This window comes from Mycobacterium sp. BK086, assembly GCA_004362315.1.
Classification (GTDB): Bacteria; Actinomycetota; Actinomycetes; order Mycobacteriales; family Mycobacteriaceae; genus Mycobacterium.
Genome location: SNWL01000004.1, coordinates 221,399 through 233,593 on the forward strand (window position 1 = coordinate 221,399; position 12,195 = coordinate 233,593).

Consider the following 12,195-nt stretch of genomic DNA (forward strand, 5'->3'; position numbering starts at 1 on the left):
AAGGCTATTGAATGAGTTCTGCGGATTTGGATCACCTGTTCGGGCTGTCCGGCAAGACCGCGCTGGTCACCGGCGGCAGCAGCGGCATCGGGGTGATGATCGCCCGCGGCCTGCTGCAGGCGGGTGCCCGGGTGATCATCAGTTCTCGGAAGGCCGACAAGTGCGCGCAGGTGGTCGAGGAGCTCTCCGAGTTCGGGTCGATCAGCGCGATTCCGGCGGATCTGTCGCGCCAGGAGGAATGCAAACGGCTGGCCGCCGAAGTGCTCGCTGACACCGACGAACTGCACATCCTGGTCAACAATGCCGGTGCGACGTGGGGTGAACCGCTGGAGACGTTTCCCGCCTCGGCGTGGGACAAGGTGCTCGACCTCAACGTGAAGTCGCCGTTCTGGATGGTGCAGGAATTGGCGGGCGCGTTGCGTAAGGCCGGCACGCAGGACGATCCGGCACGGGTGATCAACATCGGCAGCATCGACGGAATCCACGTCCCGGTGATGAACACCTACTCCTATTCGGCCAGCAAGGCGGCCGTGCACCAGCTGACCCGTGTTCTGGCTAAAGAGCTTGGGCCACAACATGTCACGGTGAACGCCGTGGCGCCGGGCCCGTTCCAGTCGAAGATGATGGCTGCCACGCTCGATGCGTTCGGGGACGCCATCGCCGCGTCCTCGCCGATGCGGCGGATCGGCCGCGACGACGACATGGCGGGAATCGCAATCTTCTTGGCCAGCCGCGCCGGTTCGTACGTGAACGGGGCGATCATCCCGGTCGACGGCGGGATGGCGACGACGGCCAGCGGCTCAGGCCGCTGAGATGCTGGGTACCGCTGCGTCCCAGCGGTATATCGTCGGCGCGCAGCCGTGCATGAGGGCCAGATCGATCGCGTCGAGCATGGCCTGACGTGGACCGACTTTGCCGAGTTGCTTTGCGGTGACCGCCAATCGGACGATGCCGCCGCGCCGGGCGGTGCGCTCCGCGGAGAGCACCAGGGTGCGACACCACCACGGTTCGGTCACGAACCCCTCGCCGATACCGACGACCCGTGCGCGGGTGGCTTCGCCGGACACCAGGTCGGTGATGCCGTGCAGATCGACGAGTAGTCGGAAGCCGTTGCGCGGCAACGCGAACTCAGTGCCTGACGAGACCGTCCAACCCGGGGCGGCGAAAAGCCGGGTCCGCAGGCCGACGTGCTCGAGCACGCGATCGGCGCCCATCAACCGCAGGTTCGCCTCGTGCGCGGGCAGGGTCGCGAATTCTCCGCGGCGCTTCTTGGTGGCAGCCGCGTCGAATCCGTGCAGCACCACCGCGTCACCTTTGGCCCGCCGGCTGGTCAGCCAGCCGATGGTGCCGGGGTCAGACTCCAGGCGATAGCCGTCCTTCTGCCGGGGCGCGACGAGGAGTGAGGCCGGGACCTTTCGCCCGTCGAGCGCGCCGCAGAACTCCTTGACGTCGCGCAGCGTCCGGTCGTTGATCCCGGAAATCGACACGATGAGTTGGCCAGCCACGTTCGCAGTGTGGCAATTTCAGGTGTCCGGACAGTGTCCGGCAGCAAGATGTCAGGCGACCATCCGGGTTCAGCCCGGCAGGACCGCCTCGATCGCGGCCACCACTTCGGGGGCGTCGGGTGCGGTCTGCGGCCGGAATCGGTTGACCACCGTGCCACCCGGTGCGATCACGAACTTCTCGAAGTTCCACTGGATGTCGCCGGCCTTGCCGTCACCGTCGGCGAACTCGGTGAGCTCGGCATACAGCGGGTGCCGGTCGGCGCCGTTGACGTCGGTCTTGGCCAGCAGCGGGAACGTCACGCCATAGGTGGTCGAGCAGAAGGTTGCAATCTCCTCCGGCGTTCCCGGCTCCTGCCCCATGAACTGGTTGCACGGCACACCGATCACGGCCAGGCCGCGATCTGCGTAGTCGCGGGCCAGCTTCTCCATGGCCTCGTACTGCGGGGTGAGGCCGCACTTGGAAGCGACGTTGACCAGGAGGACCGCGCGGTCGGCGTAGTCGGCCAGCGAGGTGGGCGCGCCGGCGAGCGTGGTGAGCGGGATGTCGGTCAGACTCATGTGGCTGACATTAGCAAGCACCCGCGGTGGCCAGCAGCCACGAGTACTGGAAGGCGGCTTCCTTCCAGCGTTCGTAGCGTCCGCTGATCCCGCCGTGGCCGGCGGCCATCTGCGTCTTCAGCAGCACCGGATGCCCATCGGTCTTGGTATGCCGCAGTGCGGCAACCCACTTCGCAGGCTCGACGTAAAGCACCCGGGTGTCGTTGAGCGATGTCATCGCCAGGATCGCCGGATACTCCTTGGCCTCGACGTTCTCGTACGGGGAATAGGACTTCATGTAGAAGTAGACGTCCTTGTTCTCCAACGGGTTTCCCCACTCGTCCCATTCGGTCACTGTCAGCGGCAGCGACGGATCCAGGATGGTGGTGAGCGGATCCACGAACGGCACCTGCGCGAGGATGCCGGCGAAAAGGTGCGGCGCCAGGTTCGCGACGGCTCCCATCAGCAGTCCACCGGCACTGCCGCCGAGCGCCACCAGATTCTGCGGCCGGGTCAGGCCGCTGTCGACGAGATGCTGTGCCGCCGCGATGAAGTCGGTGAAGGTGTTCCGCTTCTGCAGCAGCTTGCCGTGCTCGTACCAGAGCCGCCCCATCTCACCGCCGCCGCGGACGTGGGCGATGGCGAACACCATTCCCCGATCGAGCAGCGACAGCCGCGCCACCGAGAAGCGGGGATCCTCCGAGGACTCGTACGCGCCGTAGCCGTATAGCAGTGCGGGAGCGGGGAATTCGATACCCGCCTTGTAGATGACAGAGATGGGCACGCGGGTGCCGTCCTCGGCGACAGCCCAGTCCCGCCGCTCGACATAGTCCTCGCGACGGTAGCCGCCCAGCACCGGCTGTTCACGCAGCAGCGTGCGCTCGCCGGTGGCCAGGTCGAGGTCGTAGATGCGCAGCGGCGTCACGAACGACGTGGTGCCCACCCGCAGCTTCGGCGTGGACCAGTTGGGATTGCCTGCCAGGCCCGCCGACGCCAGCTCCGAATCGAAATGGATCTCCTCGGGCGTGCCGTATCCGTCAGCACCGATGGGCCACAACTGGATTCGCGGCAACGCCTCCCTGCGGTAGCTGACGACGAGGTGGTCGGCAAACACATCGACCCCGTCCAGGCGCACATCGTCGCGCGCGGCGATCAGCGTGCGCTGGTCGGTGGGATCGGTGACCGGCGCCTCCACGAGGGTGAAGTTGACCGCCCCGTCGTTGTGCAGGATCAGGAACTTGTCCTCACCGCCGACGACCGCGTGGTCCACCGAGTATTCGACGCCGTCGCGACGCGGAAGCACACTGGTGAACTCGGTATTCGGGTCGGCCGCGTCACCGAACCAGACCTGCGAGGTGATCGCCGAGCCGGCGGCGATGATCACGTACTTGTTGCTCCGGCTGCGGCCCATCCCGATCCAGAACCGTTCGTCGGGTTCATGGAAGACCTGCTCGTCAGGCTCGCTCGAGCCGAGTCGGTGGCGCCACACGGTGTCGGGCCGCCACGCGTCGTCGACGGTCGTGTAGTAGATGGTCGCGTTGTCGGCCGCCCACGTCACCCCCGATGAGATGCCTTTGATCTCGTCGGGATAGAGCTCGCCGGTACGTAAGTCCTTGAACCGCAGCGTATACCGCTCGTCGCCGACGACGTCCACCGAATAGGCCAGCAGGTTGCCGTCGAGGCTCACACTGCATGCGCCGAGCGAGAAGAATTCGTGGCCGTCGGATTCCACGTTCTCATCGAGCAGCACCTGCTCGCCAGGGACCTCGGTGCCCTCGTCGAACACCGGTGGATCCCAGTCGTCCGGACCGGCGATCGGGCAGCGGCAATGCGCGCCATACTGCTTGCCTTCGAAGCTGCGGCCGTAGTACCACCAGTCGCCGCGCCGGGTCGGAACCGACATGTCGGTTTCCTTGGTGCGGGCCTTGATCTCGTCGAAGATCTTCTGCCGCAACGGCTCCAGGTCGGCGGTGGCCTCGTCGGCGTAGGCGTTCTCCGCTTCGAGGTGGGCGATGACCTCCGGATCGGACTTCTCGCGAAACCACTCGTAGGGATCGACGAACACATCGTCGTGGAAGACGCGCTGGGTGTCGACCCGCTTGGCGATGGGAGGAGTCACTGGTTGGATCCGATCCAGTCGGCGAACGACAATCCTGAAATGCGTTCGTAGGCTTCGATATAGCGGGCACGAGTGGCTTCGACGATATCGTCGGGCAACGGCGGTGGCGGGGCGGAACCATTACGGTCCCAGCCCGATTCGGGTCCAGTGAGCCAGTTGCGGACGAACTGCTTGTCGAAGCTGGGCTGCACGACACCTTGTTGATAGGTGTCGGCCGGCCAGTACCGCGACGAGTCCGGGGTGAAGACCTCGTCGGCCAGCACCACCCGGTCGTCGGCGTCCACGCCGAACTCGAACTTGGTGTCGGCGATGATGATGCCCTTGGTCAGGGCATGGTCGGCGGCCTGGAGGTAGATCTGCAGGGTGCGCTCGCGGATCTGGTTGGCTCGCACGGCCCCGACCAGCTCGATGGTTCGGTCGAACGAGATGTTCTCGTCGTGGTCGCCCAGCTCGGCCTTGGTCGCCGGGGTGAACAGCGGCTCGTCGAACTTGCTGGCCTCACCGAGGCCCGGGGGCAGCGCGATCCCACAGACCGTGCCGTCACGCTGGTAATCCAGCAGGCCCGAGCCGGTCAGGTAGCCGCGGGCCACGCACTCGATGGGCACCATCTCCAGCTGGCGAACCACCAGCGCACGGCCCAGCACCTCGTCGGGGATCCGGGGGTCGTCGGGCGGACCGGCGAGGTGGTTGGGGGCGTCGATGAAGTCGAAGAAGAACACGCTCATCGCGGTGAGGATGCGGCCTTTGTCGGGGATCAGGCTGTCCAGGATGTAGTCGTAGGCCGAGATTCGGTCGCTGGCGACGAACAACAGGTGCTCGTCGTCGATGCGATAGATCTCGCGGACCTTACCGCTGGCCAGATGTGGATAGTCGCTCAGAGCAGGGCGCATCGCGTCAGCCTAACGGCCTCTGACCCGGCGGGACTGTGCTGGGATCGAGCCATGAGATCGCGGTTCCTGCCCTACGCCACAACTCCAGGCCGGCTGCTCGTTCAGTTGTTCAGCGACCTGCTGGTCGGGTCGTGGATCACCGTGTGGGTGCTCGTCGGGCTGGCCGTACATTCGGCGGTCGCGACGATCGCCGAGGTGGGCCGGGAGGTCAAGGACGGCGCCACCGGGATCTCGGACAATCTGCACTCGGCAGGCGACAGTGCGCACAAGATCCCGCTCGTCGGCGACACGGTGTCCAAGCCGCTGCGCGCGGCCAGCGAGTACGCGCTCGATCTGGCCGGGGCGGGCCACAACCTGGACACCACGGCCTCCTGGCTGGCGGTGCTGCTGGGCATCGCGGTGGCCGCGCCGCCGATTCTGGCGATCGGCATGCCCTGGCTGTTCCTGCGCATCCGGTTCTTCCGCCGGAAGTGGACGGTCATCATGCTGGCCAGAACCCCCGCCGGTGAGCAGCTGCTCGCACTGCGGGCGCTGGCCAACCGGCCGCTGCGCAGGCTCACCGAGGTGAGCTTCGACCCGGTCGGAGCGTGGCGGCGGGAGGACCCGTATGCGATCCGCGGGCTGGCCGCACTCGAACTGCGCTCGGCCGGAGTGGGTGTCCCCCGCGCCTGGCGCTCTTAGCGATTTCGGCGCGAAAACCGCCGCTGAGCGAACGAAATCACGCCCAAATCGCGTGCAACCTTGACACCGGGGCGCCGTGGCTGGACAGTAATTAATCAATTGATTGATTACTATCCGAGCACGGAGGTATTGATGACGTCCACCGCCCTGCCGGGGCACTGGGTCGACCACGCCCCCGGTCCCGACGACTTCGCCGGGACCTACAACATGACGATCAGCACCGAGCGCTACACCTCCCCCGGCTACGCCGCGCGAGAACGCGAACTGCTCTGGATGAAGGTGTGGCAGTTCGTCGGCCGGGTCGACGAACTTCCGAACGTCGGCGACTGGAAGGTCTACACGATCTACGACCAGTCGTTCGTCATCGTGCGCGGCAAGGATGAGAAGCTCCGCGGCTTCGTCAACGCCTGCCGGCACCGCGGCAATGTGCTGTGCCAGGGCACCGGCAACGCCAAGCGCGGATTCCTCTGCCAGTACCACCTGTGGTCGTACGACCTCGAGGGCAAGCTCAAGGGGCTGCTGCGCGAGGCCGACGCCGGACCGCTCGACAAGGACGACAATTCGCTCATCGAGGTGCCGGTCGACACGTTCGGCGGATTCATTTTCCTCAACCCCGATCCCGACGCCGCGCCGCTGGCGGACTGGATCGGTGCCGAGGCCATGGCGATCCTGGCGCCCTATCACCTCGACCAGATGGTCACGGTGATGAATGTTCGCGAATCGCTGGACTGCAACTGGAAAGTCGTGATGGACGCCTTCGACGAGGGCTACCACATCAACGGCATCCACCCCCAGCTGCTGGCGGTCCTCGCGATCGATCCGGCGACCAGTCGGTACCGGTTCTTCGAGACCCACAGCGTCGCGATGGCACCGTTCGAGGTGCAGGGCGCCACCGCCGAGAAGCAGGTCGAGGGCATCATGGCGCTGCCCGAGACCTTCCCCGGCACCGCCGCGGTGATCCCGCGCTTCCAAGAACTCGTCAAGCCGTATGCCGCCGAGGACGGTTCGGTCGATTTCCCTGACGGCATCACCGCGCGAAAACTGTTGCAGCAGGCCACAAGAGACACCCTGACCGGCATGGGTCTCGATGTCAGCGAATTGACCGACGAGCAAATGAGCGACAACCACGGCTGGACGCTCTTCCCGAACTTCTTCATGACCATCCGCGCCGGCGAATGCCACGTCATCATGGCCGTCCCGCATCCCGACGGCGACCCCAACCGGTGCATCTGGCACGTCGCCAGCTTCATGTATCTGCCGCCGGAGATCAGCGACCAGTTCACGGTCGACCTGATCGAGGTCGACGAGCCCGGCAGCTACAAGTATTTCGAAGCGCTGCACCAGGATTACGTGCAGATGCCACGCCAGCAGTTGGGGCTTCGCAACACCAAGTTGGACCACATGACTTTGGTCAAAGAAGAAGTCGTGATCGCGCACTTCCACTCCGTCGTCGACAGGTACCTGTCGCAGAAAGGCACCCCGTGAAACTCGAAGACCGCATCGCCCTGCACACCCGGATGGCCCATGCCTACGGCGACGCCTACCTGCGCCAGGGCGTGCAGGACGGCGAGAAGTTCGTGGAGGTATGGAAATTCCATCCGGACTGCATGTACGCGTCGCCGTACTTCACCGGCGACGAGGCGTTCAAGCTCAGTGAATTCCCCGAGGAGTCCGCCCGCGCCTCGACCATGGAGGCCAAGGTGTACTCGCTGCGGTTCCCGGACTGGAAGCCCGTCGACTTCCGGCACTGGCCTGCCGACAACGGCTTCGTGATGAAGACCCGCTGGCAGGGCACCAATAAGGCCGACGGCACCGTAATGGGCTTCTACTCATACAGTTTCGTCGACACCAACGACGACGGCGAAGTCATGCGGTGGGAGACGCACGTCAACAGCGAGTACAGCGACTTCCTCGATGTCGCGATCGGTGTACACGGACCGTTCCACGGCACCCACGAGTACACCGACGCGCTGGAGCGCCGGCTGGCCGAAGAGGGATTGACCGTCTGATGACGTTGTCCCAGAGCGTGCTCGACTACAGCGTGCTGATGAAACGGTTGGTCGACGAGGCCAAGCGACCGGGGTTCACGGCGGACAGCTGGGCGCCGCTGGCCGAGCTGATCGATACCGAGAACTTCGTCCGGGTCGGCAATTTCAAAGAGGTGATGAACTGGGCCGAGTACGTCGGCTTCCTGACCAACTGGGCGACGTCATCGGAGTGGGAGTCGGAGTTCAAGCGGGTCACCGAGGCCGGGAACGTGGTCTTCCTGGAGCTCGAAGAGCGCAGCAGAATCGGCGATTTCAGCAACTCGGTCAACTCGGTGTCGGTCTACGAATTCGACGCGGCGGGAAAGATCACTCGTATCGACGTATATCTGCAAATGGCGCTGCCCGATCCCGATATGCTCGCCAGCTACGAGGGTGTCGAGATCTGACGATTGGGGAACCGATGAAGGCCGCTGTCGATTCCGACCGCTGCGCCGGGCACGGCGACTGCGTGTCGACGTGCCCCGACGTGTTCGCCTGGACCGCTGACGGCTACGCCGAGGTGGTGCTCGACGAGATCCCGGACCAGTACAAAGATCTCGTCGTCAAGGCCGTGCAGGACTGCCCCGAGCACGCAATCAGCGCGGAAGGCTAGTGCCCGACTACGACTACATCGTCGTCGGTGCGGGTTCGGCGGGCTGCGCGCTGGCCGGGCGTCTGGCCGCCGGCACCTCCCGCGTCCTGCTGCTGGAGGCGGGCGGATCGGATCGGCGGCTGACCGTCCGTGCGCCACTGGCCTTCGCCGCGCAGATGGGTGGCCCGACCGACTGGGACTTTCACTCGGTACCCGAGCCCGCGTGCGACGGCCGCGTCATCCCTCAGCCCAGAGGGCGGGTGCTGGGCGGCACGAGTTCGATGAATGCGATGGTCTGGGTGCGGGGCACCCAGCTCGACTATGACGGCTGGCAACTGCCCGGCTGGGGCTGGTCCGACGTCGAGCCGGTGTTCCGCCGCATCGAGTCGCACTACCTCGGCGGGCCCGCGCACGGGACTTCCGGGCCGATCCGGGTGACCCGCTTGGCCGAGCCCGACGTGACGTCCACCCGGTGGGTGGCCGCCGCCCGGGCCGCGGGCGTGTCGGCCAACGAGGATCTCGGTGGACCGGATCTCGACGGCACGTCCATCGCGCCGGTGACGGTCTGGAAGGGCCAGCGCTGGAATACCGCGCGGGCGTATCTTCCTGCCGCACGGCGCCGTTCGAATTTCACCGTGGTCACCGGAGCGCTCGTGCACCGGGTGGTGCTGCGTGACGGGCGGTCGGTCGGCGTGGAGTACGAACGCAAGGGGCAGCGCCACATTGCCGGGGCCGACCGGGAGGTGATCCTCGCCGCCGGCGCCTACGGGACACCTCAATTGCTGCAGCTGTCCGGTATCGGTGCGGCCGAGCATCTGCGTGCCGTCGGTATCGCGCCGGTCGTCGAAAGCCCCTTGGTGGGAACCAATCTCACCGACCACCCCGCGGCGGCGATGAGCTGGGACGTGCATCCCGGTTTCGTCGGTCTATCCGACGCCCAGAAGCCACAGTGGCTGCTGCGCTGGCTGTTTCGCCGCACGGGAAAGATGACGAGCAACGCGATGGAGGCGCTCGCACACGTCCGGTCGCACCCGGACCTTCCGGCTCCGGACTTCCAGCTGATCCACTCCCCCAGCTACGTGAACCTGGTGGCCATGGAGCAGGAACTGCGCCGCGCATCGTCGGTGCTGCAGTCCTACTGGACGCCGAAGAGCCGGGGCACCGTGCTGGCACAGTCGCCGGATCCCCATGCCGCACCGGAGATCCGGCTGAACACCCTGGCTCACCCCGATGACGTGCAGGCGTTCATCCGGGTGGTGCGACGTACGCGAGAGATCGTCGCCACCGAGCCGTTCGGCTCGGTCGTCACCGCCGAACTGAATCCCGGTCCCGACGTCGTGACCGACGCCCAGATCGAGGCCTGGTTGCGGAGTTCGGTGGCGACCACCGGCCACCCAGCATGCTCGGCCGCCATGGGCACCGAGGCCGACAGCGTCTTGGACGAGAAGCTGAATGTACGCGGGGTCGAAGGATTGCGGGTCGCCGATGCGTCGGTGTTCCCGTGTATCCCGCGGGCCAACACCAACGCCCCGGCCATCATGGTCGGCGAACGCTGCGCCGATTTCATCGAGTCGGGCACGTGAGCGTTTTCGATGCGCACTTCCACATCATCGACCCGCGATTCCCGTTGGTGCCCAACATTGGCTACCTGCCCGATCCGTTCACGGCCGCGGACTACCTGCATCGTGTCCACGCACTACAGGTCACCGGCGGTGCTGTGGTCAGCGGGTCATTTCAGGCATTTGATCAGGAGTATCTGAAAGAGGCTCTGGCGCAATTGGGCCCAGGCTTTGTGGGCGTCACCCAGATCGCGGTCGACACCGCAGACGACGACATCGTGGCGCTGGACCGGGCCGGTGTTCGCGCGGTGCGCTTCAATCTGTATCGCGGCGGGTCGGCAACCCTGGACGATGTCGACACTCTGGCCCGCCGGGTACATGAGGTCGCCGGGTGGCATTCCGAGTTCTATCTCGACGCCGCCGACCTGCCCGAACTGGAGCCCATGCTGGCTGCCCTGCCCCGGGTCAGCGTCGACCACCTCGGGATGTCGGATGACGCGGGGCCGCTACTGCGCTTGGTCGAAGCCGGAACCGTGGTCAAGGCAACGGGTTTCGGCCGCATCAGCGTCACCGATCCCGACGCCCTCATGCGCGCGATCGTCGGGGTGAATCCCGCCGCGCTGATCTTCGGCAGCGATCTACCCTCCACCCGCGCAGCGGTCCCGTTCCAGGACAGCGATATCGACCGGGTCGCCAGCGCCGTCGGAGCCGACCTCGCCGACGCGGTTCTCGACGCGAACGCCCGGGCGTTCTACCGGCTGTAGTCGAAAAGCTGGCCCCGCAGAAGCTGTTTGAGCGCGGCAACGGTGGCGAGGTACTCCTCGGGTGGCGGTGCGCTGGCGGCGTATTCGTTCAGACCCCGGAACACCATGTAGACGGCGTTGGCGGCGCTCTCCACGTCGACGCCGCTGCCCAGCTCCTTGTCGTGGACACCCTGCTCGAGAATGTCGCGGATCAGGTTGCGCAGTGCGACGAATCGGGTGTCGCTGGTCTCGGCGAGGTGGAGGTGCTGCGGGCTTTCGGCGCGGATGGCGCGATCGAAGGCGACCGCCAGCGGGTAATCCCGCATCACCCGCACGCTCTCGTCGAGCACGGCCATCAGCTTGTCGAGCGTGGTGGCGTTCTGCTCGGCGGCCTGTTCGAGCCGGGGAACGGCGATGGTCGCAACCTCGTCGAAGGTGGCCTTCACGAGTTCGGCCTTGTTCGGGAAGTAGTGGTAGAGACTGCCGCTGGTCATCTTCGCCTGGCGGGCGATCTCGCGGATCGTCGTCTTGGAGTAGCCCACCTCCGCGACGCAGCGCATGGTCGCCTCGAGGATCCGCTGCCTCGTCTCTTCACTGTTGGCGCCGACCGGCCGACCGAGGAACGAGGAGTTGGCCGACGCTGCACCTTTGGGTTTCGCCATCGCTCTCCGAAGCTTCTCACAGTCGGCGAAGGATCGGTTAGAGTCCGCGTCGTGGCAGACCTCACCGACACCGTCGCAGTAGTCACCGGCGCAGCCCGCGGTCAGGGCAGGAGCCACGCCGTGGCGCTGGCCGCCGAGGGCGCCGACATCATCGCCATCGACCGTTGCGCAGACATCGACTCGATTCCCTATCCGCTGGCCACCAAGGAGGATCTCGACGAGACCGTCCGGCTGGTCGAGGCGCAGGGCCGGCGGGTTGTGCCGGTGGTCGCCGACGTCCGCGACCTCGCGGCCCTGACCGCGGCAGTAGACAGCGGCGTGGACACGCTCGGCGATATCGACATCGTCGTGGCCAATGCCGGAGTGGTGGCGATCGGGCTCAAGGATCCGGCCGACGAACAGCTGTACCGCGACATCGTCGACACCAATCTGGGTGGCGTCTGGCACACGATCGTGGCGACCGTGCCGTCGATCATCCGTAAGGGACGCGGCGGCTCGATCATCCTGACCAGCTCGGCACAGGGTCTGGTCGGAAAGGGCGGCGACGGTAGCGCGGCGATGTTCGCCTACGCCGCGGCCAAACACGGCGTGGTCGGGCTGATGCGCTCGGCGGCCAATGCCTATGCCCAGCACAACATTCGGGTGAACACCGTGCACCCCAGCGGCGTAGGCACCCCGATGATCCTCAACGACCACACCCTCCGCACGTTCCAGGAGAATCCCAACGGCGCCGCGCTGTCGGCGAATCTGCTGCCCGTTCCGTTCGTCGAGTCCGAAGACGTCACGAACGCCGTCGTCTTCCTGGCGAGCCCGAAGGCGCGCTACATCACCGGCGTTGCACTACCGGTCGATGCCGGGCACGCCGTGATGTGACACCGGT

At 66.1% G+C, this 12,195-nt stretch carries 14 protein-coding genes; 9 read left to right on the forward strand and 5 right to left on the reverse strand.

Going from position 1 to position 12,195, the window contains the following annotated elements:
- Nucleotides 1-11: 11 nt before the first annotated feature.
- The gene (locus tag EV580_RS11730) at nt 12-812 is read left to right on the forward strand and encodes an SDR family oxidoreductase (protein ID WP_133691355.1); all 801 of its coding nucleotides are present in this window, start codon (nt 12-14) and stop codon (nt 810-812) included.
- Here EV580_RS11730 and EV580_RS11735 read toward each other — a convergent pair.
- The 4 genes from EV580_RS11735 to EV580_RS11750 all read right to left on the reverse strand — a co-directional run bounded on the left by EV580_RS11735 (nt 801) and on the right by EV580_RS11750 (nt 5,051).
- Nucleotides 801-1,505: a DUF2334 domain-containing protein gene (locus EV580_RS11735; RefSeq protein ID WP_133691356.1), complete on the reverse strand. Its 705-nt coding sequence runs from the start codon at nt 1,503-1,505 to the stop codon at nt 801-803. The genes EV580_RS11730 and EV580_RS11735 overlap by 12 nt on opposite strands.
- A gap of 69 nt (nt 1,506-1,574) precedes the next feature.
- On the reverse strand, nt 1,575-2,063 hold the full coding sequence (locus EV580_RS11740; protein WP_133691357.1) for a glutathione peroxidase: 489 nt from the start codon (nt 2,061-2,063) through the stop codon (nt 1,575-1,577).
- Nucleotides 2,064-2,073: 10 nt separating this feature from the next.
- On the reverse strand, nt 2,074-4,161 hold the full coding sequence (locus tag EV580_RS11745; RefSeq protein ID WP_208114605.1) for a S9 family peptidase: 2,088 nt from the start codon (nt 4,159-4,161) through the stop codon (nt 2,074-2,076).
- Nucleotides 4,158-5,051 (reverse strand): phosphoribosylaminoimidazolesuccinocarboxamide synthase, encoded by an 894-nt coding sequence (locus EV580_RS11750; RefSeq protein ID WP_133691359.1) that lies wholly within the window; start codon nt 5,049-5,051, stop codon nt 4,158-4,160. The genes EV580_RS11745 and EV580_RS11750 overlap by 4 nt, the downstream gene beginning before the upstream one ends.
- A gap of 51 nt (nt 5,052-5,102) precedes the next feature.
- On the opposite strand from EV580_RS11750, the gene EV580_RS11755 reads away from it, so the two are divergent.
- The 7 genes from EV580_RS11755 (at nt 5,103) to EV580_RS11785 (ending at nt 10,674) form a co-directional block, all read left to right on the forward strand.
- The gene (locus tag EV580_RS11755) at nt 5,103-5,732 is read left to right on the forward strand and encodes a hypothetical protein (protein ID WP_133691360.1); all 630 of its coding nucleotides are present in this window, start codon (nt 5,103-5,105) and stop codon (nt 5,730-5,732) included.
- Nucleotides 5,733-5,864: 132 nt separating this feature from the next.
- Nucleotides 5,865-7,217: an aromatic ring-hydroxylating oxygenase subunit alpha gene (locus EV580_RS11760; RefSeq protein WP_133691361.1), complete on the forward strand. Its 1,353-nt coding sequence runs from the start codon at nt 5,865-5,867 to the stop codon at nt 7,215-7,217.
- Entirely contained in the window at nt 7,214-7,741 is a 528-nt protein-coding gene (locus EV580_RS11765) for a hypothetical protein (RefSeq protein WP_133691362.1), read from the forward strand. Before EV580_RS11760 ends, EV580_RS11765 begins: the two co-directional genes overlap by 4 nt.
- Nucleotides 7,741-8,166 carry a hypothetical protein gene (locus EV580_RS11770; protein WP_133691363.1) on the forward strand — a complete coding sequence of 142 codons (426 nt, stop codon included), beginning with the start codon at nt 7,741-7,743 and terminating at the stop codon, nt 8,164-8,166. Before EV580_RS11765 ends, EV580_RS11770 begins: the two co-directional genes overlap by 1 nt.
- Nucleotides 8,167-8,180: 14 nt before the next feature.
- Nucleotides 8,181-8,372, forward strand: coding sequence for a ferredoxin (locus EV580_RS11775; protein ID WP_133691364.1), 192 nt, complete (start codon nt 8,181-8,183; stop codon nt 8,370-8,372).
- Nucleotides 8,372-9,934, forward strand: coding sequence for a GMC family oxidoreductase (locus EV580_RS11780; RefSeq protein ID WP_133691365.1), 1,563 nt, complete (start codon nt 8,372-8,374; stop codon nt 9,932-9,934). The genes EV580_RS11775 and EV580_RS11780 overlap by 1 nt, the downstream gene beginning before the upstream one ends.
- Nucleotides 9,931-10,674, forward strand: a complete 744-nt coding sequence (locus tag EV580_RS11785; protein ID WP_133691366.1) for an amidohydrolase family protein — start codon at nt 9,931-9,933, stop codon at nt 10,672-10,674. The genes EV580_RS11780 and EV580_RS11785 overlap by 4 nt, the downstream gene beginning before the upstream one ends.
- On the opposite strand, the gene EV580_RS11790 is transcribed toward EV580_RS11785, so the two are convergent.
- On the reverse strand, nt 10,662-11,315 hold the full coding sequence (locus EV580_RS11790; protein ID WP_133691367.1) for a TetR/AcrR family transcriptional regulator: 654 nt from the start codon (nt 11,313-11,315) through the stop codon (nt 10,662-10,664). The genes EV580_RS11785 and EV580_RS11790 overlap by 13 nt on opposite strands.
- Before the next feature lie 51 nt (nt 11,316-11,366).
- On the opposite strand from EV580_RS11790, the gene EV580_RS11795 reads away from it, so the two are divergent.
- A complete protein-coding gene (locus EV580_RS11795) occupies nt 11,367-12,188 on the forward strand; it encodes a mycofactocin-coupled SDR family oxidoreductase (RefSeq protein WP_133691368.1) in 822 nt (273 codons plus the stop codon).
- Nucleotides 12,189-12,195 lie beyond the last annotated feature (7 nt).